A 24,445-nucleotide genomic window follows, 5' to 3' on the forward strand; every position below is an offset into this window, starting at 1 on the left:
GGCATCAGCCGGGGTGCGAACTCGACCACATGCGGCGTCACTCCCATCAGGCGCAGCGCGTTGGCCGCCTCGAGTCCCAGCAGACCACCGCCGACGACGACACCCACGGCACCCGGCCCGGCGCCCTGCGCCGCGGCGCGGATGCCGTCGAGATCCTCGATGGTGCGGTAGACGAAACATTCCGGCCGGTCGTGGCCCGGCACCGGCGGCACGAACGGATACGAGCCGGTCGCCAGCACCACCGCGTCGTAGGCGATGGCATCGCCGTCGGAGGTGAAGACCTTGCCCGCGGCGCGATCGATCGATTCGGCGCGCACGCCCAGCCGCAGATCCACCAGTTCGTCACCGGCGTACTCGTTACCGGGCAGCGCCAGCGCCGCCGGGTCCCATACGCCCACGTAGGAGGACAGGGCGACGCGATCGTACGCGGCACGCGATTCCTCGCCCAGCACCACGATCTGCCACAGGTTCTCGGTATCACGCGACCGCAGCGCCTCGACGAAGCGGTGGCCGACCATGCCATGGCCGACGACCACAACGGTGCGCTGGGCAGGGATGCGCGGCATGCTCACGGGGGAACCTCCTGAATTCCGGATGACCCCACGGTAGGAAACGGGTATTGCGGCGATGCTGCGCGAAATGACCGTCAAATCAACGGTTGCTCACGTGCGCGGCGATCTTCCCGTGAGATACCGGTCCGCGGCCCTGCTACCGGGCGGGCCGCCGCGAATGCGTTCGGGCCGGGGTGTTCCCGGCCACAGCGCCATCGAAACGCGGCTACCCCGCCTGCACAAGCCGGCGAATCAGCCCCAGGTGTCCTCGAGCATCCGCGGTTTGCACGCCTGCCAGGCGCCGGTCAGCATCACCAGCACGGCCACGCACAGCATCGCGAACGGCGCGGTCCAGCCGCCGGTGATGGTGTGCAGCACGCCGAACAGCAGGGGCCCCACGCAGGCGGCGGTGTATCCGACGCCCTGGCTGAATCCGGACAACGCCGCCGAACCGGCCTGGGTGCGACTGCGCAGATTGATCAGCGTCAGCGACATCGGGAACGTGCTGGGGCCCAGGCCCAGCAGCAGCACCCACAGCACCGGCGCACCCATCGGCGCCCACAGCAATCCGGCGAACGCCACGAAATAGCAGACCGCACAACCGATCACGATCGGAAACGGATTGCGCACCCGGGCGGTCACACTCGGCGCGGCCAACGCCGCAGCCAGTCCGATGAACGAGAACACCGCGACCATGGTGCCGCCGAAGGCCGGACTCGCCCCGGTGTCGGTGAAGATCTTGGGCAGCCAGGTGAACATGGCGTAGGTGGTCAGCGAGGTCATGCCGAACATTCCGGCCATCCCCCACGCCACCGGCGACTTCCACGCCTTACCGGTCGCAGCCGGTTCGGGCAGCGCGGTCCGGACAACGTTGAACTCCGGTGCTTCCGAGGGCCCTGCGTGGTGACGCTCCGCTGCCGCCTCCGGGCCCGCCGGGCGCACCGCGACGTCGCGACCACGGCGATCCAGCAGCACCCACAGCCACGGCAACGCCGCGACCAGTGGTAACAACGCCCACACGCCCAGCGAGACCCGCCAGCCGTCGGCGTCGGCGAGCGGCACCGCGATCAGGGCGGGCAGCACGGTACCCAACTGCACCATGGTGATATACAGCGCGCTGAGCGTTGCGAGCCGATCGGAGAAATACCGCTTCACCAGCGGCGGTACGACGACGTTGCCGATACCCATCCCGGCCAGCGCGAGCGCCGAGAACACCAGCAGCTCCCAGGTCGCCGGAACCAGCGCGCGCACGGCCTGCCCGGCCGCGGCCGCCAGCATGGCCGCCAGCGCGGTGCGCTCGAGCCCGAGCCGCCGCACCAGAAGCGGAGTGAGCACACCGCCGGCGGCGAACATCACGGTCGGAATCATGCCGAAGACGCCGACGACCGTCGTCGAATAGCCGATATCCGCGCCGATCCGCTCGGCGAGCGGGGTGAACGCAGTTACCGCCAGGCGCAGGGTGAACGCGGAGACGATGATCGCCGCGAAGACCAGCAGCCGCCCTTCCAGCAGGGAACGCCGGCGTTCGGCGGTGACGCGGACATCCGCATCCGGTGATGCGATGGACGGGCTGTCGAGGCGGGCAGTCGGAGACACGGGCTAAATCATAGGATGACCGGATGATGGGAGGCAATGGAATATCCCGGGGGTACTCTGTTGTGCGTGCAACAAGTGCGGCGCACCAGCCTCATCGCTCAGGTGACCGACCAGCTTCGTGCCGAGATTCGTTCCGGCCGGTGGCCCGTCGGTTCCCGCATACCCACCGAACCGGAGCTGACCGAACTCACCGGCACCGGTCGCAACACCGTGCGCGAGGCGGTGCAGGCGCTGGTGCACGCCGGAATGCTGGAACGTCGGCAGGGGTCGGGCACCTACGTGATCGCGACCTCCGATCTCGGCGGCACCCTGGCGAAGTACTTCGCCGACGCGGTGGAACGCGACATCCTCGAACTGCGTCAGGCCCTGGACACCCAGGCCGCGCGCCTGGCCGCGCAACGCCGCGACGACAACGACATCGCCACCCTGCGACATCTGCTGGACGAACGCCGAAAGGCCTGGGACGACGACGATCCCGGCGCCATCCACGCCGACGTGCAACTGCATCGCGGCATCGTGGTCGCCAGCCACAACGCGGTCTATCTCGAGTTCTACGATTCGCTGCTGCCGGTGATGGAACAGGGAATCCGTTGGCGCACATCCAAATCCGGCGGTTCCTACCACACCGAACACGCCGAGCTGGTGAACGCGGTGATCGCGGGCGACTCCGAACGCGCTGCGCGAGCGGCCAACTGCTTCCTCGGCTCGCTCATCGCCGAATATCCGGGTCGCTGACGGCCCGCGGCACGACATCGGCCGGTACCGGCATTTGCGTTGTGCCGCAACGGCTTTCATTGATTACAGGGAAGCCGGGTGCGGGAATCAGAGCAGCAGCCGGACCATATCCGCGGTATGAGCCAGTCCCGGGAACGCCTCGGGCGTCGAGCGCGGGTGCAGGGCGTGCACGGCGAGCCGGAACATGACCGCGCGCAACATCATCTGCGGCCACTCCGGCAGATCCGCCCACCGATGCAGCAGGCCCTCGTCCGCGCCGCCCCAGGACAACGCGTCGACCACGATCACCCCCGCGGCCCACGACGCGGGCCGCCAGTAGGGGGTGATATCGGTCAGGCCCGGCGTGGCGGTGCCGGAGAACAGCACCGTGCCGAACAGATCGCCGTGCACCAGCTGGGGCTCCGATCGCACCGGTTTGCGCAGGGTGGACAGCTGGGTCAGGATTTCCAGGCTGCGCTGCCCGTCCGGTGAGGTCACCGGCGCCATACCGCCGGCCTTCAGGCTGCGCAGCGGCACCGGCTCCCAGGCCGCGCGGTCGGCGGCGACGAAGACGTCCACGTCCATCCACGGCGCGATGGGCTGCTGGGCCAGGAAGCGCGGCCGCTCGAGCTTGGCGGTGGCGCGGTGCAGCCGCAGCGATACCGACACCACCTCGTCGTGCCGGGGCTCGGGAGTGCCCTCCAAGAATGTGTCGGCGCGCCAACCGGATACGACGTACCGTCCATCGGTCGCGCGCACCGGATGGGCCAGGCGCAGCCCGTCCACCGACAACGTCTCGCGCACGTTCGCCGACCACGCCGCGCGGGCGTGATCGGCGATCGGTGACAGCACCACATCCCCGCACCGCCAGCCGCCGTCCCAGTCCCCCAACGCGATCGGCGTCACCTCGCGAAGACCGAATGTGGCCCGCACGTGCTCGGGAGGTTCCACAGAAGTCACGGCCGTACCGTACTCCGGCCGAGTGAACCACCTCGCACGCCGCGCCGAGCAGTTTCCGCGTCGAGATCACCCAGTCAGAGCCACAGATCGGACCGCACCGAGTCGCCGGCCCGCGCTGACCGAAACAGACCTTCCCACCGACGAGACAACCGATCGCACAAGGACATCCGGAGTCGGCGGCCGGGACCACAACCGCCGGTCCGCGGCGAATAGGCCGGATCCTCGCAGCTCGCCGAATTCACGGCGAGGCTCGTGAGCACAGGCGCCCACCCTTCCGGCCGGCTCGCCCGTCTGCCAGACGCCGACACTGGAACCCCAGACGCCGTCACTGGAACCACTCTTCCCCGGAAAACGCGGAAGGGAGTGGACCTAGTAGACCGGCAGCGACGGGTCGATCTGCTTGGCCCAGGCGATGATTCCGCCCTGCAAGTGGGTGGCGTCGGCGAATCCGGCCTGCTTCAGGGCCGCCAGTGCCTCGGCCGATCGGATGCCGGTCTTGCAGTGCAGCACGATCGGGCGGTTCTGCGGCAGTTCGGACAGTGCCTCGCCGGACAGGATGCGGTCCTTGGGAATCAGCTTGGCGCCGTCGATCCGGACGATGTCCCACTCGACGGGCTCGCGCACGTCCACGATGGCGACGTCCTTGCCGGCGTCGAGCATGTCCTTGAGCTCACGCGCGGTGATCGTGGAGCCCGCGGCCGCGGCCTGGCCCTCCTCGGACACCACCCCGCAGAACGCGTCGTAGTCGATCAGTTCGGTGATCGGCTGACGTTCGGGATCGCGCCGCAGCTTGATGGTGCGGTAGTTCATATCGAGTGCGTCGTACACCATCAGGCGGCCCAGCAGCGGATCGCCGATGCCGGTGATCAGCTTGATCGCCTCGGTGACCATGATCGAGCCGATCGACGCGCACAGCACGCCCAGCACGCCGCCCTCGGCGCAGGAGGGGACCATCCCCGGCGGCGGAGCCTCGGGGTACAGGTCGCGGTAGTTGATGCCGCGGCCGTCGGGAGCGTCCTCCCAGAACACCGACACCTGGCCCTCGAACCGGTAGATCGAACCCCAGACATACGGCTTGTGGGCCAGTACCGCGGCGTCGTTGACCAGGTAGCGAGTGGCGAAATTGTCGGTGCCGTCCACGATCAGGTCGTATTGGGAGAACAGCTCGACCGCGTTGTCGTTGTCGAGCCGGAACTTGTGCAGCACCACATTGATTCCGGAATTGATCTCCAGAATCGAATCGCGCGCGCTGTCGGCCTTGCTGCGGCCGATATCGGATTCACCGTGAATGATCTGCCGCTGCAGATTCGACGAATCGACCTCGTCGAATTCCACGATGCCCAATGTGCCGACCCCGGCGGCGGCCAGGTAGAGCAGCGCCGGAGAACCCAGCCCGCCCGCGCCGATCACCAGCACCTTGGCGTTGCGCAGCCGTTTCTGCCCGTCCACACCCAGATCCGGAATGATCAGGTGGCGGCTGTAGCGGGCAACCTCCTCCCGGCTCAGCTCACCGGTCGGCTCGACCAGTGGCGGCAGGGGCTTCGGTGATGACACGTCCTGGACTCCTCGCATCGAATTCGCAGTGTCGAATGGTGCAACACCTCGAATCGGGTCGTTCTTCCCCGCGATCACCGTACAGGCTCACCCGCGGGGGTACGGCCAGGGATTGAACCGGCACGTCTTGCCGTCCTTGGGGACCACTCCCTGCGGGTCGAGAGCGGCGATGTCGTTGTTGCGGGTGCCGAAGGTCTGCTGCATCATCACCGGGGCCAGGCCGCCGTCGACGGCGCAGGGCTGATGTTCGTGATAGCCGATGGCGTGGCCGACCTCGTGATTGATCTGGTACTGCCGGTACGAGCCGACATCGCCGTCGAAGGCCGGTGCGCCGCGCACCCAGCGCACCTCGGAGAGGATGACCCGGCCCAGATTGCTGTTGAAGCAGGAGGAATCTATCGGGATGTCGAATCCGCAGTCGGCCTCGGTGGTCTTGCGCGAGGTCACGGAGATGCGGAAATCCGGTTCGCCCGAATCGATCCGGCGGAATCCGAACCGGGTGTCGTGAATCCAGCTCTTCGGATTGCCCAGCGTCGCGTCGACCATGTGCGCCACCGATTCGTCGCCGCCGTAGCCGGCGGTGTCCACCCCGTCCTCGATCTCGACGGTGTAGGTGAACAGATGCTCCTGCGCCGCGCCCACCTTCGCCGATGTACCGGACACGATATGCCAGGCGCCCGACCCCGCCTCGGTGAACGGCCCTCCGGCGGGCAGCGCGCCGGTCGGCAGATCGGCCGCGAATTTCCCGTCGCCCTTGGGCGGTACGCCGATGATGCCGCCCCGGTCCGACCGCGGACTCAGCCGGCCGACTCCGGGTTGTCCGGACCCACCGGAGTTCCCGCTGTCCCGCAGCGCGTTCACCACGACCAGCACCGTCACCACGACCAACACCGGCAGCGCGTAGGCACGCCAGCCGTACGTGCAGACGAAGCGGCGCGCGGCGGCGCGTTTGCCGTTCGCGCGCGCGGACCGGGACGCATCGGCCGATATCCCACCGGCCTCCCATTGCCGGGAATTGCGCTCCGGAGAATTCGTCGGATCCCACTGCGCTCGCAATGGTTGCCGATCACGATCCGCGCCGTAAAGATCCGCATCGTCCGCGACATCCGGATCGGCCCCTACCGTGCCGACACGGCCCCGCTCGGCACTGCCGTCGAATGATCCGTCCTGGTGGTCGGTCACGACATCAGACTCTCACAACCGCGACGCGCGCTGTGCAGGACCGGGAAGAGCGGATCGGTTGCGAGATATCTCACCACTGTGCGAGATTGCTTACGAAGACCATTTACTGACAAGTTGCCAATAGCTACCGGGATCGGCTGCGCGTACCGAGCTCCGAGTTGGCCCGAGCCCAGCGCGGGACAATTGGAGCGAGTATCGTTCGGGGGATACCCGTGCTCACCTTTCCGCCGGGAATCGATTGGGAGATGCCGAAATGACAGACCTCGTGGACCGGATGACGTCGTCTCGACTGTCGTCCGAGACCATGGTGCCGAACAAGCGTGGAACGCGCCTGCCCCGCGACGCCCGCCGGGCGCAACTACTCGCGGCGGCGAGCGAGGTCTTCGTGCTACGCGGATATCACGCGGCCGGCATGGACGAGATCTCCCAGTGCGCGGGTGTCTCCAAACCCGTTCTCTACCAGCACTTCTCGAGTAAGCTGGAACTGTATCTGGCGGTGTTGCAGAACTACATCGACGCGCTGGTGTCGAGTGTGCGCCAGGCGCTGCGCTCCACCACCGACAACAAGCAGCGCGTGCGCGCCGCGGTCGCGGCGTACTTCGACTTCGTCGACCACGACACCCAGGGCTTCCGCCTGGTCTTCGAATCCGATCTGACCAGTGAGCCGCAGGTGCAGCGCCGGGTCGAGCAGGCCACCGAGGCATGCGTGGACGCGGTGTTCGACCTGGTCGCCCACGACTCCGGCCTGGACCCGTACCGCGCCCGCATCCTGGCCGTCGGCCTGGTCGGCGCCAGTCAGATCACCGCCCGCTACTGGCTCGAGGCCGACCGCCCCATCCCGAAGGAAGAGGCCGTCGACACCACCGTCTCGCTGTGCTGGGGTGGCCTGAAGCACGTGCCGACCCGGCCCACCGCCTAGCGGCACAGGACATACGAGTTCGGGCCCCGGGCGATATATCGCCCGGGGCCCGAATTCGTAACTTCTAGACCGCGGCGAAGCCCACGCGACCGGTGGCGGCGGTGCCGATCTCCACGTAGGCCACCTTGGCCGCCTGGATCAGGTACTTGCGGCCCTTGTCGTCGGTCAGCGATACCACGCCGTCCTTGCCGGTCAGCGCACCGGAAACCAGCGCCTCGACCTCTTCCGGGGTCTGCGAACTGCTGATCACGAGTTCACGCGGGCTATCCGAGATACCGATCTTGACCTCCACGGCCAACCTCCTTGAATGCTTGGCTCCCCCGCCTCTTCCGAGCCTTCAGCGTGCCGTTGAGCGCGTGAAGCGCCCGCTTCGGGCCGACGGTCGGGTGCCAGGTTACCTTGTGGACGTACCCGGCGAGTTACCGATGTACGTGCGAAATCAGTTGTTACGCTGGGATTTCATCCTAGACCAAGCACCCGCATGCGTTCGGCGTGGGAGTTCTGCATGTGCTCGAACAGCGCGGCCACGCCGTTCAGATCGCCGGTGGCCGCGAGAACCAGTTCGGTCAGCTCGTCGCGCTGGGCCATCACCCACTGCGCCTGGGTGATCGCCTCGCCGAGCAGCCTGCGACCCCACAGCATCAGCCGGTCGCGCTCGGAACGGCTCTCCTCGACCGCGCGGCGGACCTCCTCCACGACGAACTGCGAATGGTCCGTCTCGGCCAGCACATCGCGCACGACCGCGGCGACCTCCGGGGCCAGCGCGCTGGCCAGCACGGTGTAGAAGTCCGCGGCGATACCGTCGCCGACGTAGAACTTCACCATCGACTCGAGCCACGTCGAAGGGTCGGTCGAATTGTGATAGGCGTCCAGCGCGCGCACGAACGGCGCCATCGCGTCGAACACCTCGACCCCGCGATCGGCCAGAGCCCGGTTCAACGTCTCGAAGTGATCCATCTCGGCGGCGGCCATCGTGGCGACGGCCACCTTGCCCCGCAGCGAGGGCGACAGCTTCGCCTCCTCGGCCAGCCGATAGAACGCCGAGATCTCGCCGTAGGCGAGTACGGCGAACAGGTCGGTGACGCCGGGGTGATCGGCGGGAATGCGAACAGTGGATTCGGTCGAATCATCCAGCGCGGCAGGCGGGTTTGCTCCCATACCTACACCCTAGTATCGCGATCGCCGCAATCGTGGGCAGGTCACCGCGATTTCACGGTGTCGTGCCCCACCGCTCACGATCCGGCGTCCACGAGGAACTTCTCCAGGTATATCCAGGTCGATGTGCGCGCGGCCGGACCGGCGAGGATCCCGAGATGGCTGCCCGGCGCGGTCTCGAAGCGGACCTCGGCGGCGCCGGTGAGGGTGCGAGTGCCGTGTTCGACGGCGGCGGCCGGGGTGATCACGTCGTCGGGACCGCCCACCAGCAGCACCGGCGCGGTCACCTCGGACAGCGCGATCCGCCGCTCGCCGAGCCGGAATTCGCCCCGGCCGAGGTCGTTGGCCAGCATGCAGCGACCCCACAGCTGGTTGTAGAGCCGTCCCGGATATCCGGGCATACCGGCCTGGAAGCGATCGATGGTCTGCATCCGCCCGAGCGTGGCGGCGTCGGCCAGGTGCGTGGCGACGAACAGCGGACGCCGCAACTCGCGTTCCCAGGACGTCGCGCGGTAGGCCAGCCGGGTCAGCGGCGCGGGGACGCCGCCCGCCAGCCGCACGAGCGTGGAGGCGCCGATCCCGCCGGTCAACCGGGCAAGCGCACGCACCTGCGGCACGAACGGCACCCGGTCGTAGTCCAGCGGCGCGCCGATCGCGGTGATCGAGCGAACCGGCAGGGCCACGTCGGCGGCCGCGGTGAGCAGCGCGAGCACACCGCCCAGCGACCAGCCCACCAGATCCACCGGCGCACCGTCACGATCGGCGGACACGCGCCGGATCGCCTCGGGCAGGATGTCGTCGATCCAGTCCTCGAAGCCCATCCGCCGGTCCGCGAAGGTGATCTCGCCGTAGTCGACCAGGTACGGGCGATGCCCGCCCTCGAGCAGGAAGCGCGCCAGACTCTGATCGGGCCGCAGATCGAAACAGCTGGCCGGGGCGGCCAGCGGCGGGACGAGCAGCACCGCGGAACCCGTATCGGGCGCGCCCGTTCCACCGGTGCGCTCGAAACGCTGCAGCCGTCGATGCGGTTGGTCCCACAGCACCGTGTACGGCGTCGGCGCGGGCTGCTCGATCCCGTCGCCGAGGGTCAGCGCCCAGGCGTTGCGCGCGGCGAGGGTCACGGTGTCTGCCAAACTCACAGGCTTCAAGATATCGTGTGACACCGCGTCACACATATGTGGGATAGGCCACTCTCCCGGACCGGCGCCCGTTCGGCGCGGCGCCACGTGAATTTCGCGCGATTCGTGAATTATCCTGTGCCACACCGCACGCCACGTGATCGGACAATATTTCCGGCGAACTTCGCGGCGACCCGAACACGCATTTACCACGGCGCATCTCGGGCGGCGGAAGATATAACGCTACAATCGGCGTGGGCAACGGAAATTTCGACTCGCGCACGACCGAGCAGAAGTACCGCAGCCCAATGGAAAATGTGCGCGCACAGATCCGCAACACCGATGCGCCGCGCCAGGTTGATGCCGTCACCGGCATCCCGCAGCGGCCGAGGTGGGACACACCGCCGGATAAGTGGCCGAGAGCGGACCACCGGGTCCGCCCCACACCTCGTGCGCGCGAGATGCGATACCGCGAGGAAGGCAAGAACCTGAGCAAGATCACCGTGGAACAGGAACCCGGGTTGAGCGATACGCTGCTGACAGCGGAGCTCGACCCCACACACACCGCCCCCACATTCACCGAATTGGGAGTTCGCGAGGAAATCGTCCGCGCACTCGCCGAGATCGGAATCGAACGTACTTTCGCAATCCAGGAACTCACCCTGCCGCTCGCACTGGCCGGTGAAGACCTGATCGGCCAGGCGCGCACCGGTATGGGTAAGACCTTCGGATTCGGCGTACCACTGCTGCACCGCATTTCCAGCGGCGATTCGGGCACCACCGCCCTGGACGGCACACCACGCGCACTGGTCATCGTGCCGACCCGGGAATTGTGCATCCAGGTCACCCAGGATCTGGAGAATGCGAGCAAATATCTGACCAATCACCAAGGCCCGTTGAAGGTCACCTCGATCTACGGCGGCCGCCCGTACGAAACCCAGATCGAAGCGCTGCGCGCGGGTGTCGACGTGGTCGTCGGCACGCCCGGCCGCCTGCTGGATCTGGCCGAACAGCAGCATCTGATCCTGGGCAAGGTCGGCGTGCTGGTGCTCGACGAGGCCGACGAGATGCTCGATCTCGGCTTCCTGCCCGATATCGAGCGCATCCTGAACATGGTGCCGGACAAACGGCAGACGATGCTGTTCTCGGCGACCATGCCGGGCCCGATCATCACCCTGGCGCGCACGTTCCTGCACAAGCCGACCCATATCCGGGCCGAGGAGCCGCACGATTCGGCGGTGCACGACCGCACGGCGCAGTTCGTCTACCGGGCGCACGCGCTGGACAAGAGCGAGCTGGTGGCCCGCGTGCTGCAGGCGTCCGGACGCGGCGCGACCATGATCTTCACCCGCACCAAGCGGACCGCCCAGAAGGTCTCCGACGACCTGGCCGAGCGCGGATTCGCCGTCGGCGCGGTACACGGCGATCTGGGCCAGGTGCAGCGCGAGAAGGCGCTGGACAAGTTCCGCAAGGGCAGGATCGATGTACTGGTCGCCACCGACGTCGCCGCCCGCGGCATCGATATCGACGACGTCACCCACGTCATCAACTACCAGTGCCCCGAGGACGAGAAGACCTACGTGCACCGGATCGGCCGCACCGGTCGGGCGGGCCGCACCGGCGTCGCGGTCACCCTGGTGGACTGGGACGAACTGAACCGCTGGTCCGCCATCGATTCCGCACTGGGACTGGGAATTCCGGAGCCGGTGGAGACGTATTCCCGCTCCCCGCACCTGTTTTCGGACCTGGACATTCCCGAGGGCGTGACGGGCACGTTGCGCCGCAAGGTGGAACGCGACGAGGACGCGGTCGTGGTCGAGCGCACCGCGCGCAGCCCGCGCAAGCGCAACCGTCGCCGCACCCGGGGCGGTCAGCCGATCGATGGCATCGAAAGTGCCGAGGTGGCAACCGAAGCCGGTGACGAGTCCGCGAATTCGTCTGCGGAAGTACAGGATCCGACCGAGCCGGACGATGCCGCCAAGCCCGCGCGGCGCCGTCGCCGTCGCCGGTCCTCCGGTTCGGGCGACAGCGGCGAGAACGAGGCGCAGAACACGTCGTCGGAGTCGGCGGACTCGGCGGACTCGTCCGGCGAACCGGCCGCCGAATCCGAATCGGACGATCAGGCCGATAAACCGGCCCGGCGCCGTCGTCGCCGCCGCAGGCCCGCCAACGCGGATTCCACCGAGTCCGCCGACGCGCGCGTCTCCGCGACGGCCTGAGCGCAGCGATACCCCGCGGCCGAGGGCCCGTACCTGCCCGACAGGTACGGGCCCTCGGTGTGTCCGGGCAGCGCACGGTGCGCGCGCCCGCGCGGCAGCTCGAGCGCCGGCTCCGGACAGGCAAGCACGATCAGCGAACGCACGTGCCGTCGCGGCACGGCACGACCGCACACGTAGCCACGCACCGCACGTCTCCGGGCAGCACACCTGCCACCGGCCGCGGACCGTCGCCGCACGGCCCGCACCGTCACCGCGTTGACCAGGACGGCCGAAACGCGCAGCCGCCGAAGGAGAATCCGGGCGGTCGTGCCGTGCGCCGCGACGTCACCATCGGGCGGCCGCGGCGGATCGACTACGCTCGCTGACGTGCTCGCACCTGAGCGGCGGACGCGCGCCGATCTCCTTGCCGCAGTCGCGATCGCCGTCGTGGTGGTGATCGCGGTGGCCGTCGTGTGGTGGATCAGCGATGCGCGCGGCACCATTTCCGAGCCCGCCGCCCATGCCGCCGAGCAGCCCGTCGCCGCCGACCAGCTGCCGCAATCCCTGCACGAGTTGTGGCACGCTCCCGACGGGGCCGCGCGCCGGGCGTTGACCGCGGCCGGCGTGGCGGTCGCCGGTGACGGCGGCACCGTCACCGGATACGACCCGGTGACCGGTAAGCAAGTGTGGAAATACCAGCGCGATATGCCGCTGTGCGGGGTGGAGGCGCAGTACGGCACCGTCGTGGGCACCTATCGCGATCAGCGCGGCTGCAGCCAGACCACGATGCTCTCGGCCGACACCGGCGCCCGGCGCACCGCGCGCAGCAGCTATATGGACCACGCGATCACGTTGACCGCGGACGGCACCTATTTCCTCGCCCAGGGTTCGGACCGGCTCGAGATATGGCGTTCGGATCTGGTGCGCACGCTCGAATACGGCTATGTGGACGCTCCGGTGAACATCAAAACCCAGCCTCGATCGGGGTGCACCCTGCTGTCCTCGGTCTCCAGCAGCAGCCGTCTGGCGGTGCTCGAACACTGCCCCGGCGACGGCGCGGACCGGCTGAGTGTGCTCAATCCGGCCCCGAAGGACAGCACCGTGCCCGAGGAGTACGGCTCGCACGTGCTGACCGAGCCCGGCGCGAACGTGGCCGGCGCACAGGTGCTCGCGGTGTCGGACAACCGAATTCTGCTGTATCTGCCCGGAACCGGCACCACCGCACCGGAATTGGCGATCTTCGACGGCACCGCGAACCTGCTGTCGGTGGAGCGCCTGAACGCCCCGCTCCCGCCGACCGCGACCGCCACCCGGATCGGCTCGGCCGTACTGGTCTTCTCCGGCAACAGCGTGATCGCGTTGAATGCCACGACATTCGACCCGCTCTGGACCGCCCCGGACGCGCTCGGCTCCCCCGTTCTCATGGCCGGCCGGATCCTCGTCCCGGTCGACGGCGCGATCGCCGCGCTCGATCCCGAGACCGGCGCGGAAGTCACTCGAATCCCTCTGCAGCGCAGCGACTATCACAACGGCCCGATTTCGCTCGCCGTTGTCGGCAATACGCTCCTGGAACAGCGGGACGGTCGCGTCTACGGTATCGGCCGGTAACTGCCGGACGCGCACGAGCGGTTATCCGCCGGCGCGCTTCCGATGGTCCGCCAAGGCTCGGCCGAACTCGACATCCGAAACCGTTGCGCCGTAATCATTTCCGGGCAATGCACCTGCCGGAGTCAGGCCCGGCTGCCAGGCGATACCGGCGTGCCGTTTTTCCGACGATCACAGCCCCGGCGAACCTCGCCCGGACGCCCCTGAAGCAGAAAACGCCCGCGCGCCGACGGTGAGTCGGCCCGCGGGCGCTCGAAACTCGTTGTGCCGGATGGGCGCTCCGGTCAGCCCAGGTGAGCCGTGAGCAGCCAGGCCGGGACCGACTTGCGGCCCGGGCCCTCGTCCCTGATCTCGCCTCCGGTGAAGGCGGGGAAGGCGGGAACGTTGTCCGGGATGTTCGCGTGGATACGGGCAGGGCGAATCTCGTCGATGGTCCAGTACGCGCCGACGACCTCGCGCAACTCGTCCTCGCTCACGGCGTTGATCGGCCCCGGGAGTTGCACCGCGCGGTCGAAGACGAGGACGAAATAGGAGGCGCCCGGCGCGGCGGCGCGCACGATAGACTCCTGATAGCCCTTGCGCAGTTCCACCGGCATCGAGTGGAACAGGGTGCTGTCGACGATGGTGCCGAACCGGCCGTCGTAGCCGGTGAACGAGCTGATATCGGCGACCTCGAAGCTGGTGGTGGTCAGACCGCGCTCGGCGGCCGCGGCGCGGGCGAGGTCGATCGCGGTGGGTGACTGGTCCAGGCCGACGGTGGTGAAACCCCGTTCGGCGAGATACAGCGAGGTCGCGGCCTCGCCACATCCGGCGTCGAGGACTTCGCCGTGGAATTTGCCGGCGTCGATGAGAGCGGCGATCTCGGGTTGCGGCTCGCCGATACTCCACGGCGGCCGATTTCCCTGCCCCATCTCGGGGGCCTCACCACGGTAGGCGGATTCGAACATCGCGTCATTCGATGTGCTCGTCATCACCCCATTCTATGTCAACCTAGTTGATATGTGTCAATATGGTTGACATGGAAGGTCTCGAGGAAAGGCCTCTCGGTTACCTTCTGTACCGGGTTGCCGCGGCGTTGCGCTCCGAAGTGGTGGCGACCGCACTGGATCCGCTGGAACTCACGTTCCCGCAATATCTCTGCCTGCGTCTGCTGTCCCAATACCCCGGTCGATCGAATGCGCAGCTGGCCCGTGACGCCACGGTCTCACCGCAGGCGATGAACAAGGTGATCCGCGAGCTGCAGGACCGGGGTCTGGTGACGCGCCCGGCCTCGGTGCCGGCGGGCCGCTCGCTGCCCGCCACGCTGTCGCGGGAGGGCGTGGCCCTGCTGGAGCGACTGGACCCGTTGGTGCTCGCGGCCGAATCCCACGTACTCGCCAAACTCGGCGCCGGCGATCGTCACGAACTTCGTCGTCTGCTCGCCGCGGTCGGCTGACCGGCACGAAGTACGGATCCGGGAGTTCCCTCTGTGCCGGATATGAGTCTGCTGTGTATCGGCGCCAAGTCGTTGCGTCCCGGACCGGCAGGGCATGCAATGGCATCCGAGGTCGGGACCCACTCCTCAACGAGAGGCCAAAATGAAGAGGACATTGTCCGCATCGTTCGTCGTCATCGCCGCGGGCGCGCTGCTCGCCGGGCCGGTCATCGGTTCGGCCGCCGCCAACCCGCCGTATCAGACGCCGTCGCACCAGGACGACAACTGGGGCGGATTCAACCGCCCCGGCTGGCACGACCCCCGGGATCCGTTCCGCAACGACTGGCACTGCGACCGGCACGGCAACTGGCACAACAACGAGCACGATCGAGACGGGCACCACGACCAGCGCTGCCGCGCCTGGTGAATACCCCGCATCCCCGGTTCCGGCCGAACGCCGGAACCGGGGGGCGTTCTCAGTGCGCGCCGCCTCCCGCCGAGATGATGAGCAGGCGACGACGACGGCGAGCACGCTGTACCGCCTGCTCGGCCGAGGCGTTCGCATCCTCCTGCGACGCGCCCGCACGCACTGCCTTCTCGTAGGCCGCGGTCCTGACCTTCTCCTCCCGCGCCTCGCGACGTCGCCGACGTCCCTCGAGGAATCCCATGACACCCTCCTGTCCAGCCGAAGAACCCCGACCCCCGGACGTTCAGCCTGCCGGACAGCACATTCGCGGCACATCGCCCCGCAGGATGATTCCCGCATCACCCGCGTACCACTCGCGACCGACCCGCGTCATCCTCGCGCACACCGGCGAACCGTCGGCGAGGCAAGGCTTTTCGCTCACTTCTCGACGATTCCCAACCGGACGTGACCGCGCGCTCGGGTCACCGCCACGAAATGCTGTTCGGCCACCAGTTCCGCATGGCCACCCCCGGCGGCGCTGCCATCGCACTCGCCGGTGATCGCCACACCGCCCGGCGCAGCAGCGTCACACCGCAACGGCACCGCGGCCGCTTCCGCTTCCCGCAGCATCTCTCCTCGTCCGACGATACGGATGCCGGCGTCCGACATTGCAGCCCACCGGCGCAGATCTTCTGCCGCCCGTCACCCACCTCGACGCCTTGTCATCGAGTGGCGGGGCGCCGAAGACCAGGACGAACACCCCTGCGGGACCGCTCAGCGGCACATCCGCTCGATCCTCGGCCTGCCGATGCCGTCCCGAATCAGCAGATGCCAGCCATGTCTGCGCTCGATCAACTAGCCGCACAACACCTTCCGTCGCCTTGCCGATATGGCCCCGGCTGGGCCGGCGCCTGTTGCGCGCAGGCGCCGACGTTCCGCGTCCGAACCGAGCGTGGCTGCCATCACCCCCTCGGCGTCGATGCGGACATCGGCCACGATGAACGTCTTAGTGGCGCAATGGATTCGGCTCTGCAGGTACCAACCGGTAGGCAGATGGCCGCAGGTGGCTACAGGACGGCAATGGCAGCCGAGACGAATTCGGACAGCAGGGGGAGGGATTCGTCGCGCCGGGGTGGGCGCGCCCACCAGCGGCCCTCGGGAGTGTGGCGGCCGAAACCGGTGGGCAGCACGACATTTCCGCGATGGGGGCCGATATCGATACCGCGGCGTTCCAGGCGGGCCAGGTGGTCGGGACTCGGGTGCCGGTCGGCGACCACCAGGAAGGTGCGCCGGGGCGGGCGGGCGCGCACCAGCACAGGACCGGGGATGCCGCGGCCGACCAGTTCGTCCAGGATCGAAACGCCCAGCGGCTCAGGGGTATTGACCGCCGCGATGGTGTCGGTCAGCGGCAGGACGACGAAGCCCGGCGCGGTGACGTGCACTCGGGGCAGGCCGAACAGCGACCGGTAGGACGCGGCCCAATCCTGCGGCGTCACAACATCTCCCGCGGTCATGGCGCGGAATCCGGGTCGTACGGGAGGACGCGTCCCGGCACACCGCGCCCGGAACGTCGCACCCGCAGCACATCCGTGACGCAGCCATCCCCGCACACGCCGATCACCGGCGCTGCACAGCCGAACTCGCAGATCCCCACGCATCTGTCCACCTCGGCACCCCAACCTTCGCGAGATTTCACGAGACCTACACGTCTGAACAGACTTCGATGTCAGATGTTATGTCGCCCGATACCCTCGTGGTAACGATTCGAGCGAACAGACCGCGCGACCGATCGGCACCTCGACCGAAACCGAAGGATATCCACAGGCATGGCCGACGAAGAGCTGGTGAGCGTCACGATCACCGCGGACGACGCGGACTGGCTGGCGGAATTCACCCGCGCACTGGTGGGCGACCGACTTGCCGCGTGCGGCAACCTCATTCCCGCGATCCGATCCATCTACAGCTGGGCGGGCGAGATCCAAGACGACACGGAGGCCCTGGTCGTCCTGCACACCCGAGCCGCATTGGTCCCCGCGATCATCGCCCGCGCCGACCGGGACCACCCCTACGACACTCCCCAGGTGCTGGCCGTCCCGGTCACCGGCGTCCACCCCGGCTACCGCCGCTGGGTCCTGGACTCCACCGGGTGAGGCACGCGTCGCCCCGCCCGGTCCGGCATGATCGAGCCCATGAGTGGTTCCGCGAGACAGTTCCGGTTGGTGGTGCTGCGGCACGGGGAAACCGAGTGGTCCAAGGCGCACAAGCACACGGGGCGGACCGATATCGCGCTGACCGCGGCCGGGGAACAGCAGGCCAGAGGGGCTCGGGCAGTGCTCGATGGGCTCGGGCTGGGGGACGATCCGCTGGTGTTGTGCAGCCCGCGGCAGCGTGCGGTGCGCACCGCCGCGCTGGCCGGGCTGGCGGATGCGCGGATCGACGACGACCTGGTGGAGTGGGATTACGGCGACTACGAGGGGCTGACCACGCCGCAGATCCGCGAGTCCGTACCGGGCTGGACGATCTTCACCGATCCGGTGCCCGGGGGTGAATCGGCCGCGCAGGTGCAGGCGCGGGCCGATCGAGTGCTGGCGAAGGTGGCGCCGGAACTGCAGGTGCGCGATGTCGTGCTGGTTGGACACGGGCATTTCTCGCGATGCCTCCTCGCGCGGTGGGCCGAATTCGAGGTGTGCGAGGCGCGCCGGTTCTATCTGTCCACCGCCGGGATCAGCGTGTTGGGGCATGAGCACGGCACGCGCACGATTCTCGCGCACAATCTCGTCCCGAACACGGAGCAGGCCCGATGATCCGCCGCGCCACCCCCGAGGACGTGCCGGCACTGGTCGGCCTCGTCTACGACCTGGCCGAATACGAGAAGTCCCGGCACGAGTGCGCCCTCACCGACGAGCAACTGCACGCCTCCCTGTTCGGCCCCGATCCCAAGGTGTTCGCCCATGTGGCGCAACGTGATTCGGGCGGCGAGGTGCTGGGCTGCGCGATCTGGTTCCTGAACTACAGCACCTGGACCGGCACCCACGGGATCTACCTCGAGGACCTGTTCGTCAAACCCGAGGCGCGCGGTCTGGGCCTGGGCAAGGCTCTGCTCGCCGCACTCGCCCGCGAGGCCGTCGCCAACGGCTACCGCCGCGTGGACTGGTCGGTGCTGGACTGGAACACCCCCTCGATCGAGTTCTACGAAGCCCTGGGCGCGCGGGCCCAGGACGAGTGGACCGGTTACCGGCTGACCGGCGAGGCGCTCACCCGGCTCGCCGCGCGCTGAAAGTTTTTCTCGCGGCGTTGTCGATTCGGCCGGAGGTCGTCCGTCGAAGAGTTGAATGGTCCGAAAGGCGGGCCACACTGTTCGAAGGACGATCACCATGTCGCAATATCTGGTTCTGATCTACCAGGACGAACGTCAGCTGTCCGAGCCGGCGGCCGGCAGCCCGATGATGCGCAGCCACCAGGAATTCCAGCAGGCCAACCAGTCGGCGCTGCGCGGCGGTAACGCACTCGAGCACAGCCACAGCGCCACCAGCATCCGTCCCGATGGTGCGGGCGGGTTCACCGTCACCGACGGGCCGTTCGCCGAGACCAAGGAGCAACTCGGCGGCTACTACCTGATCGAAGCGAACGACCTGGACGCCGCGCTCGAGGTCGCGAAGCAGGTTCCGATGGCCGAGGGCGGCGTCGAGGTGCGCCCCCTGCTCGTACTGAGCTGAGCCGCCGAGTGGGTGAACCGCCGCGCACACCGCACGCCGATGTCGCGGCGGCGGTGGCCGAGGCGCATCGGCGTGAGTGGGCCTTCGTCCTCGCGACGACCGTCCGGATCACCAGGGACCTGGATCTGGCCGAGGAGTGCGTGCAGGACGCCTACGCCCGGGCCCTCGGGCACTGGACACGACACGGAGTCCCGGCGCGTCCGACCGCCTGGCTCACGACGGTGGCGCGCAACCGGGCGCTGGATCTGCTGCGCCACCACTCGACGATGCGCCGGACGCTGCCGCTGCTGGTCGAGGACGACCACACCGAGGACGTCGCCGATTCCGCGATCACGGAATTGACGCAGATCCCGGACGACCGATTGCGGCTGATCTGCACCTGCTGCCATCCTGCCCTGTCCCTCGAGGCGCAGGTGGCCTTGACGCTGCGATTGGTCTGCGGCTTGAGCACCGCCGAGGTCGCCCGCGCCTTCCTGGTCGCCGAGCCGACCATGGCCGCCCGCATCACCCGCGCCAAGAAGAAGATCGCCGCGGCCCGGATCCCCTATCGGGTGCCGGGCCCGGCCGAACTCCCCGACCGCATCGACGCGGTGCTCGCGGTGGTCCATCTGCTGTTCACCACCGGGCACACCGCACCCGCGGGCGCGGAACTGATCCGGCGCGACCTGACCGAACGGGCCACCGACCTGGCCCGCATGCTGCATGCCCTGCTGCCCGAAAACCCTGATGTGACAGGGCTTCTGGCACTCGTCCTGCTCACCGACGCCCGTCGCGCGGCGCGCGTCGGACCGGACGGGACGATGCTCCGGCTGTCCGAACAGGACCGGACCCGCTGGGATCGCGGACAGATCGCCGAGGGCATCACGCTGGTGCGTACCGCGCTGAACGGCAATCCGGGCCGGTATGCGCTGCAGGCCGCCATCGCCGCGGTGCACGCAGAGGCGGCGGGTTACGCGGATACCGACTGGCCCGAGATCGCCGGACTGTACGACGTACTCGTCCAGGTATGGCCCTCACCGGTCGTGGCGCTGAACCGCGCGGTGGCCGTCGGGATGGCCGAGGGACCCGCGGCGGGACTGGCCGCGCTGGCGGAGTTGGCCACCGAACCGCAACTGGCGGGATACGGCTACCTGCCCGCCGCCCGCGCGCACTTCCTGGCGGCACTGGGCCGCACCCGCGAGGCGCGGCTGGCCTACGAGGAGGCGCTCCTGCTCACCGAGAACGCCGCCGAGCGCACCTTCCTCGTCGCCCGCGCGGCTGAGCTGGGCGAGTGACCGAGAATGCGCCCACGAGGCGTTCAGGGGCCGTTACCGCGGCATTGCGCGGCGCGGCCCTATCGTGAACGGATGACGATCACCGTTCGCCCGGCGACCGCGTCGGACGTGCCCGAACTGGCACGCGTCCTGGGGGCCGCATTCGCCGACGATCCGATCATCGGCTGGCTGATTCCGGATCCGGCCGCCCGGATCCGGCGGGCGGGATACATGTTCGCCACCATGGTCCGGCACCAGTTCCTGCCCGGCGGCGGCGTGGACGCGGCGTTCGACGAGTCCGGCCGGATGCTCGGGGCGGCGGTGTGGGCGCCGCCGAGCGGCTGGCAGACCTCCGGAACCACGCAACTGCGCATGCTGCCCGGAATCGCGCGCGCGTTCCGGGGGCGGCTGCGGGCGGCCGGCGAGATGGCCGAGCAGATGACCCGGCAGCACCCCACCGAACCGCACTGGTATCTGGCGTTCGTCGGCACCCATCCCGACGCCCGCGGACGCGGTTTCGGCCACGCCCTGCTCGCCCCGCGCCTGGCGCACTGCGACGAAACCGCCTGTCCCGCGTACCTGGAGTCGAGCAAGCCGGAGAACATCGGCTACTACGAGCGTTTCGGCTACGAACTCACCGGCGAACTGAACGTCACCGACGGCGGGCCGCCGATGTGGCCGATGTGGCGCACCCCGCGCTGAGGGTCAGTCCGCCGAGCCGATCGAGGAGTCGTACCCCTGCGCCATCCAGCGCGAGGACGGCGGCGCGAACAGCAACGCCAGTCCGGCCAGCGCGACCAGGCCCAGCGGGATGCCGAACTGCGGCTGATGGCCTTCGATCATGTACCAGGACACCGGCAGCAGCAGAATCTGCGCGATCACCGCGATCGCCCGGCCCCAGCGACGTCCGAGAAACAACCCGATCCCGGCCGCGAGCACCGCGCCGCCCAGGATCAGGAACCACGCCGCGGTCCCGTACGCACTCACCTTGCTCTGATCCGCACCCGACAAACCACGCACGACCAGCACGATCGCGACGATCACGCCGACCGCGCCCTCCAGCGCCGCCAGCACGCCCGCGACGCGCACCGTCCCCGGCGCCTGCGCTCGCGCGTCGCCCTGCCCGACGGCCGGGTCGTCGTCGTGCCCGTCCGAGTTCTGCTTCGCCACGCGCCCAAGCCTACGACCCGGCCGAGACGGACCACGACCAGGGAATCCGACCGGACGCACGGCCGGGGCACGGATTTCGGACCGGCGGTCAGTAGGCTCGTCGCGTGCGGACGTTGCTGATCGTGAATCCGAATGCCACCTCCACCACATCGGCCACCCGCGATCTGCTGGCCCATGCGCTGGAAAGCCGGACCCAGCTGACCGTCGCGCATACCCAGCATCGCGGCCACGCCGCCGAACTCGCGCAGTGGGCGGCGACCAACGAGATGGACCTGATCGTCGTGCACGGCGGTGACGGCACGGTCAACGAGACGATCAACGGATTCCTGCCGCTGCCGCAGATCGACGACGGCCAGGCCTGGAAACCGCGCCTGGGTGTCATTCCGGGCGGGTCGGCCAATGTGTTCGCGCGCTCGCTGGGCATCAAACCCGATCCGGTCGCGGCGACCAACCAGCTGATCGATCTGGTGTCGCTGAACAAGGATCGCCGGATCGGCTTGGGGCTGGCCGATGATCGCTGGTTCACCTTCACCTCGGGCGTGGGCCTGGACGCCGACGTCTGCGAGGCGATCGACGCGAGCCGCGCCAAGGGACACGCGGCGACTCCGGCCCGCTACGTCCGCACGACCGTGCGGGAGTTCTTCCGCCACCGGCGGGCCGAACCGTCGGTGACAGTGCACATTCCCGGGCGCGAACCGGTCCGTGAGGTCTATTACGCGTTCGTGACGAACACGACTCCGTGGACATATCTGGATTCCACCCCGGTACACACCAATCCGGGCACCGCGTTCGAAACGGGTCTCGGAGTGTTTGCCATGCGGACGATGGGGGTATTGCCGACTCTGCTGATCACCCGGCAGTTGTTGGCCGCCGACGGAAACCCGCAGGCCCGCAGCTTGTTTCGGGACGACGACGTCCCATCGGTGCGGATCGAGGCCGACACGCCCATCGGTTTGCAAATCGATGGCGATTTCATCGGCCGCCGCAACGTGGTGGATTTCACGGCGGTGCCGCAGGTCCTCGATGTGGTCGCGCCGCAGCCGGGTGTGAGCCGACACAACTGAGAAACCTCCCAGTTGTGCTGCGAAAACCGACTCGAGCGGGTAGAAAGGACCCCGCAGTCCCCGTTAGCGGGGTCTTAGGCGTGAGCTTCCCCACGGTGCACCACAAAGCTATTGACATCTACGGTGTTCGTGAAAGCATTCACAAGCAACCGTGCGGAAACATTCGAGTCGCACAAGTGAACGAACCACAAACTCACGGCGCCTTGCGGCGCCCAGCAAAGGAGCAGAGGAATGGACTGGCGCCACAAGGCCATCTGTCGCGATGAGGACCCCGAGCTGTTCTTCCCGGTGGGTAACAGCGGTCCTGCGCTCGCGCAGATTGCCGATGCCAAGCTGGTCTGCGCCCGCTGCCCCGTCACTGCTGACTGCCTGTCCTGGGCCCTTCAGTCCGGGCAGGACGCCGGCGTATGGGGCGGTATGAGCGAAGACGAGCGGCGCGCGCTCAAGCGTCGTAATGCGCGGACACGCACCCGGGCCGTCGTCTAGTACGACGGTCGGCGTTACGGCCACCGCGAACGCTCGCAGCAGCCCCCGGCACGTAACCCACTTCAGCCCGGCACCCGTGAGGTGCCGGGCTTCATTGTCTCCGAGGCCGATATCGCCGGTCCGGACAGCACTTACCGGCGGATCCCGGCCGAGCCGCTACTCCCGTGGCGGCGCCGGCATATCCGTCGCCCGCGTCACATTCGCCGGTCACGGCGGCACAGTCCAATCCGCACATTTCGACCGCGGTATGCACCGGAATGACAGATACCGTGTCGCACAAAAGGACCCGACGGAAATTCCGGGCAGCAATCCAATGCACCAGCGGAAATGCTCGCGCTATGCACCCGCACGCCAAGTCCCGTAAACGCGAAATGCCCGGTAAACGCCGCAAGCGCACGCCGAGCAACCGCGCGACGTGCCCGACACACCCGGCACCGGGGCGACCACACCACCCCGGCCGCACCCGGCGACACCGGTACCGAAGTCGGCCCGACACTGCCGTCTGCCGGTGACGAGGTAGGCGCGCACCCCCATCCCGCATGCCGACCTCGCGACGGGTCCGCCGGTACGTCTGTGTACGCCGCCGAACCCATCGGTCAAGTAGCGCCAATGGTTTTCGACGCAGCCGACCGCGCACCGAAGCCGAGCGAGCCGAAGACCAACGCACCTTCGGCGAAGCGCCCACGCCCCGCTGAATGTTTCAGCCAAGCCAACGAAGCCTCCGAGGCTCCGGCGGCGGCAGCACCGTGACGAAACAAGCCACACCAACGCTTTCCAGCAGCGAAGCACCTCTGTCTGGAAGCCGAAGCCAACCGCGAAACGGGCTACCGCTGATAGCCCACCGAAGCGAAGCGAGGCAAAAGCAAACGCGCTCAACAGCGAACCGCCCCCGTCCGCCTCGAAGCAGCCCGCGAACTCAACGGCTCGACAACACCTCGAACCTTCCGGCACGGGCCGCGCCGATGCGAAGCCAGGCGATACCCGCCGCCCTCAACGGCGAAGCGTCCCCACACCCGCCGGAACCACCCCCGAAACGAACCCTCAGCACGCCAACACCCGAAGTTCGACACGAGCCACACCGAGACCCACCCGATGCGAAGCGAGGCGAGGCAAAAGCCCACGCGCCCAGCGGCGAAGCGTCTCCATCCCGCCGCAACCACCCACGAAGTGGACAGCCCAGCACCCCCCAACACCCCCAGTCCCACACACGCCACATCAGAAACTCACCAATGCGGAGCGAGGCGAAAGGTCAACGTGCCCAGCGGCGAAGCGTCTCCGTCGGGCTGGGAGTCGCCCGCGAAGCGAAAGGTTCAGAAACACCAACCGCAAAGGTTTTCGGCGCGGGCTCGTCGTTCAGCCCTCGAAGCGCATGGCCGAAGGCCGA

Annotated in this window: 27 protein-coding genes; 14 read left to right on the top strand and 13 right to left on the bottom strand. The window is 68.2% G+C overall.

All coding sequences use genetic code 11. The features are described from left to right. The coding region (locus AC5WS7_RS39820) for an FAD-dependent oxidoreductase (RefSeq protein WP_495959862.1) at positions 1–566 on the bottom strand (566 nt) is incomplete at its 3' end. A 237-nt stretch (positions 567–803) separates the two neighbouring features. Continuing rightward, positions 804–2,048 (bottom strand): MFS transporter, encoded by a 1,245-nt coding sequence (locus tag AC5WS7_RS39825; RefSeq protein ID WP_495959863.1) that lies wholly within the window; start codon positions 2,046–2,048, stop codon positions 804–806. 165 nt (positions 2,049–2,213) lie between these two features. Here AC5WS7_RS39825 and AC5WS7_RS39830 point away from each other — a divergent pair, with 165 nt between their 5' ends. Continuing rightward, on the top strand, positions 2,214–2,882 hold the full coding sequence (locus AC5WS7_RS39830) for a FadR/GntR family transcriptional regulator (RefSeq protein WP_495959841.1): 669 nt from the start codon (positions 2,214–2,216) through the stop codon (positions 2,880–2,882). A gap of 87 nt (positions 2,883–2,969) precedes the next feature. Here the strand turns inward: AC5WS7_RS39830 and AC5WS7_RS39835 are convergent, their stop codons facing one another. The 3 genes from AC5WS7_RS39835 to AC5WS7_RS39845 all read right to left on the bottom strand — a co-directional run bounded on the left by AC5WS7_RS39835 (position 2,970) and on the right by AC5WS7_RS39845 (position 6,431). Beyond that, the gene (locus AC5WS7_RS39835; RefSeq protein WP_495959842.1) at positions 2,970–3,821 is read right to left on the bottom strand and encodes a TIGR02569 family protein; all 852 of its coding nucleotides are present in this window, start codon (positions 3,819–3,821) and stop codon (positions 2,970–2,972) included. 369 nt (positions 3,822–4,190) lie between these two features. Further along, a complete protein-coding gene (gene moeZ / locus AC5WS7_RS39840; protein WP_495959843.1) occupies positions 4,191–5,375 on the bottom strand; it encodes an adenylyltransferase/sulfurtransferase MoeZ in 1,185 nt (394 codons plus the stop codon). Positions 5,376–5,462: 87 nt separating this feature from the next. After that, the gene (locus AC5WS7_RS39845; RefSeq protein WP_495959864.1) at positions 5,463–6,431 is read right to left on the bottom strand and encodes a DUF3152 domain-containing protein; all 969 of its coding nucleotides are present in this window, start codon (positions 6,429–6,431) and stop codon (positions 5,463–5,465) included. Positions 6,432–6,810: 379 nt separating this feature from the next. On the opposite strand from AC5WS7_RS39845, the gene fasR reads away from it, so the two are divergent. Then, positions 6,811–7,476 carry an HTH-type transcriptional activator FasR gene (fasR, locus tag AC5WS7_RS39850; protein ID WP_495959844.1) on the top strand — a complete coding sequence of 222 codons (666 nt, stop codon included), beginning with the start codon at positions 6,811–6,813 and terminating at the stop codon, positions 7,474–7,476. A gap of 64 nt (positions 7,477–7,540) precedes the next feature. Here the strand turns inward: fasR and AC5WS7_RS39855 are convergent, their stop codons facing one another. From AC5WS7_RS39855 to AC5WS7_RS39865, 3 genes are all read right to left on the bottom strand, one after another. Then, on the bottom strand, positions 7,541–7,768 hold the full coding sequence (locus AC5WS7_RS39855) for a DUF3107 domain-containing protein (protein WP_495959845.1): 228 nt from the start codon (positions 7,766–7,768) through the stop codon (positions 7,541–7,543). A gap of 167 nt (positions 7,769–7,935) precedes the next feature. Then, entirely contained in the window at positions 7,936–8,634 is a 699-nt protein-coding gene (locus tag AC5WS7_RS39860) for a ferritin-like fold-containing protein (protein ID WP_495959846.1), read from the bottom strand. A gap of 74 nt (positions 8,635–8,708) precedes the next feature. Then, positions 8,709–9,770, bottom strand: a complete 1,062-nt coding sequence (locus AC5WS7_RS39865; protein ID WP_495959847.1) for an alpha/beta fold hydrolase — start codon at positions 9,768–9,770, stop codon at positions 8,709–8,711. A 440-nt stretch (positions 9,771–10,210) separates the two neighbouring features. On the opposite strand from AC5WS7_RS39865, the gene AC5WS7_RS39870 reads away from it, so the two are divergent. Continuing rightward, positions 10,211–11,968, top strand: coding sequence for a DEAD/DEAH box helicase (locus AC5WS7_RS39870; protein WP_495959865.1), 1,758 nt, complete (start codon positions 10,211–10,213; stop codon positions 11,966–11,968). 366 nt (positions 11,969–12,334) lie between these two features. Continuing rightward, positions 12,335–13,555, top strand: a complete 1,221-nt coding sequence (locus AC5WS7_RS39875; RefSeq protein ID WP_495959848.1) for an Rv3212 family protein — start codon at positions 12,335–12,337, stop codon at positions 13,553–13,555. Between the two features lie 281 nt (positions 13,556–13,836). Here AC5WS7_RS39875 and AC5WS7_RS39880 read toward each other — a convergent pair whose 3' ends face one another. After that, positions 13,837–14,523 carry a class I SAM-dependent methyltransferase gene (locus AC5WS7_RS39880; RefSeq protein WP_495959849.1) on the bottom strand — a complete coding sequence of 229 codons (687 nt, stop codon included), beginning with the start codon at positions 14,521–14,523 and terminating at the stop codon, positions 13,837–13,839. A gap of 38 nt (positions 14,524–14,561) precedes the next feature. Between AC5WS7_RS39880 and AC5WS7_RS39885 the strand changes: the two genes are divergently transcribed. After that, positions 14,562–14,987, top strand: a complete 426-nt coding sequence (locus tag AC5WS7_RS39885) for a MarR family winged helix-turn-helix transcriptional regulator (RefSeq protein ID WP_495959850.1) — start codon at positions 14,562–14,564, stop codon at positions 14,985–14,987. A 142-nt stretch (positions 14,988–15,129) separates the two neighbouring features. Beyond that, entirely contained in the window at positions 15,130–15,393 is a 264-nt protein-coding gene (locus tag AC5WS7_RS39890) for a hypothetical protein (protein ID WP_495959851.1), read from the top strand. Positions 15,394–15,442: 49 nt separating this feature from the next. Here AC5WS7_RS39890 and AC5WS7_RS39895 read toward each other — a convergent pair whose 3' ends face one another. From AC5WS7_RS39895 to AC5WS7_RS39905, 3 genes are all read right to left on the bottom strand, one after another. Next, on the bottom strand, positions 15,443–15,634 hold the full coding sequence (locus tag AC5WS7_RS39895; RefSeq protein ID WP_495959852.1) for a hypothetical protein: 192 nt from the start codon (positions 15,632–15,634) through the stop codon (positions 15,443–15,445). 176 nt (positions 15,635–15,810) lie between these two features. Next, positions 15,811–16,002: a hypothetical protein gene (locus AC5WS7_RS39900; RefSeq protein ID WP_495959853.1), complete on the bottom strand. Its 192-nt coding sequence runs from the start codon at positions 16,000–16,002 to the stop codon at positions 15,811–15,813. 437 nt (positions 16,003–16,439) lie between these two features. Continuing rightward, the gene (locus tag AC5WS7_RS39905) at positions 16,440–16,886 is read right to left on the bottom strand and encodes a hypothetical protein (RefSeq protein WP_495959854.1); all 447 of its coding nucleotides are present in this window, start codon (positions 16,884–16,886) and stop codon (positions 16,440–16,442) included. Between the two features lie 312 nt (positions 16,887–17,198). On the opposite strand from AC5WS7_RS39905, the gene cutA reads away from it, so the two are divergent. From cutA to AC5WS7_RS39935, 6 genes are all read left to right on the top strand, one after another. After that, on the top strand, positions 17,199–17,522 hold the full coding sequence (cutA, locus tag AC5WS7_RS39910) for a divalent-cation tolerance protein CutA (protein ID WP_495959855.1): 324 nt from the start codon (positions 17,199–17,201) through the stop codon (positions 17,520–17,522). A 39-nt stretch (positions 17,523–17,561) separates the two neighbouring features. Next, positions 17,562–18,176: an acid phosphatase gene (locus AC5WS7_RS39915; protein WP_495959856.1), complete on the top strand. Its 615-nt coding sequence runs from the start codon at positions 17,562–17,564 to the stop codon at positions 18,174–18,176. Then, the gene (locus AC5WS7_RS39920) at positions 18,173–18,649 is read left to right on the top strand and encodes a GNAT family N-acetyltransferase (RefSeq protein WP_495959857.1); all 477 of its coding nucleotides are present in this window, start codon (positions 18,173–18,175) and stop codon (positions 18,647–18,649) included. Before AC5WS7_RS39915 ends, AC5WS7_RS39920 begins: the two co-directional genes overlap by 4 nt. Positions 18,650–18,746: 97 nt before the next feature. Next, positions 18,747–19,088, top strand: coding sequence for a YciI family protein (locus AC5WS7_RS39925; RefSeq protein ID WP_495959858.1), 342 nt, complete (start codon positions 18,747–18,749; stop codon positions 19,086–19,088). Between the two features lie 8 nt (positions 19,089–19,096). Then, positions 19,097–20,362 carry an RNA polymerase sigma factor gene (locus AC5WS7_RS39930; RefSeq protein ID WP_495959859.1) on the top strand — a complete coding sequence of 422 codons (1,266 nt, stop codon included), beginning with the start codon at positions 19,097–19,099 and terminating at the stop codon, positions 20,360–20,362. Positions 20,363–20,434: 72 nt separating this feature from the next. Continuing rightward, positions 20,435–21,043, top strand: coding sequence for a GNAT family N-acetyltransferase (locus AC5WS7_RS39935; RefSeq protein WP_495959860.1), 609 nt, complete (start codon positions 20,435–20,437; stop codon positions 21,041–21,043). A gap of 3 nt (positions 21,044–21,046) precedes the next feature. Here AC5WS7_RS39935 and AC5WS7_RS39940 read toward each other — a convergent pair whose 3' ends face one another. After that, the gene (locus AC5WS7_RS39940; protein ID WP_495959866.1) at positions 21,047–21,430 is read right to left on the bottom strand and encodes a hypothetical protein; all 384 of its coding nucleotides are present in this window, start codon (positions 21,428–21,430) and stop codon (positions 21,047–21,049) included. A 185-nt stretch (positions 21,431–21,615) separates the two neighbouring features. On the opposite strand from AC5WS7_RS39940, the gene AC5WS7_RS39945 reads away from it, so the two are divergent. After that, positions 21,616–22,575 (top strand): diacylglycerol/lipid kinase family protein, encoded by a 960-nt coding sequence (locus AC5WS7_RS39945; protein ID WP_495959861.1) that lies wholly within the window; start codon positions 21,616–21,618, stop codon positions 22,573–22,575. A 231-nt stretch (positions 22,576–22,806) separates the two neighbouring features. Beyond that, on the top strand, positions 22,807–23,061 hold the full coding sequence (locus AC5WS7_RS39950; RefSeq protein WP_040827274.1) for a WhiB family transcriptional regulator: 255 nt from the start codon (positions 22,807–22,809) through the stop codon (positions 23,059–23,061). The last annotated feature ends 1,384 nt before the right edge of the window (positions 23,062–24,445 follow it).

This window comes from Nocardia sp. PLKS1-43 (assembly GCF_059510335.1).

What these genes read in the sequence shown, in the direction of transcription:
- fasR (WP_495959844.1), top strand. Translation starts at nt 6,811, where the DNA reads ATGACAGACCTCGTGGACCGGATGACGTCGTCTCGACTGTCGTCCGAG.
- AC5WS7_RS39860 (WP_495959846.1), bottom strand. Translation starts at nt 8,634, where the DNA reads ATGGGAGCAAACCCGCCTGCCGCGCTGGATGATTCGACCGAATCCACT.
- AC5WS7_RS39870 (WP_495959865.1), top strand. Translation starts at nt 10,211, where the DNA reads ATGCGATACCGCGAGGAAGGCAAGAACCTGAGCAAGATCACCGTGGAA.
- AC5WS7_RS39880 (WP_495959849.1), bottom strand. Translation starts at nt 14,523, where the DNA reads ATGACGAGCACATCGAATGACGCGATGTTCGAATCCGCCTACCGTGGT.
- AC5WS7_RS39885 (WP_495959850.1), top strand. Translation starts at nt 14,562, where the DNA reads ATGGTTGACATGGAAGGTCTCGAGGAAAGGCCTCTCGGTTACCTTCTG.
- AC5WS7_RS39890 (WP_495959851.1), top strand. Translation starts at nt 15,130, where the DNA reads ATGAAGAGGACATTGTCCGCATCGTTCGTCGTCATCGCCGCGGGCGCG.
- AC5WS7_RS39895 (WP_495959852.1), bottom strand. Translation starts at nt 15,634, where the DNA reads ATGGGATTCCTCGAGGGACGTCGGCGACGTCGCGAGGCGCGGGAGGAG.
- AC5WS7_RS39900 (WP_495959853.1), bottom strand. Translation starts at nt 16,002, where the DNA reads ATGCTGCGGGAAGCGGAAGCGGCCGCGGTGCCGTTGCGGTGTGACGCT.
- AC5WS7_RS39905 (WP_495959854.1), bottom strand. Translation starts at nt 16,886, where the DNA reads ATGACCGCGGGAGATGTTGTGACGCCGCAGGATTGGGCCGCGTCCTAC.
- cutA (WP_495959855.1), top strand. Translation starts at nt 17,199, where the DNA reads ATGGCCGACGAAGAGCTGGTGAGCGTCACGATCACCGCGGACGACGCG.
- AC5WS7_RS39915 (WP_495959856.1), top strand. Translation starts at nt 17,562, where the DNA reads ATGAGTGGTTCCGCGAGACAGTTCCGGTTGGTGGTGCTGCGGCACGGG.
- AC5WS7_RS39920 (WP_495959857.1), top strand. Translation starts at nt 18,173, where the DNA reads ATGATCCGCCGCGCCACCCCCGAGGACGTGCCGGCACTGGTCGGCCTC.
- AC5WS7_RS39925 (WP_495959858.1), top strand. Translation starts at nt 18,747, where the DNA reads ATGTCGCAATATCTGGTTCTGATCTACCAGGACGAACGTCAGCTGTCC.
- AC5WS7_RS39935 (WP_495959860.1), top strand. Translation starts at nt 20,435, where the DNA reads ATGACGATCACCGTTCGCCCGGCGACCGCGTCGGACGTGCCCGAACTG.
- AC5WS7_RS39950 (WP_040827274.1), top strand. Translation starts at nt 22,807, where the DNA reads ATGGACTGGCGCCACAAGGCCATCTGTCGCGATGAGGACCCCGAGCTG.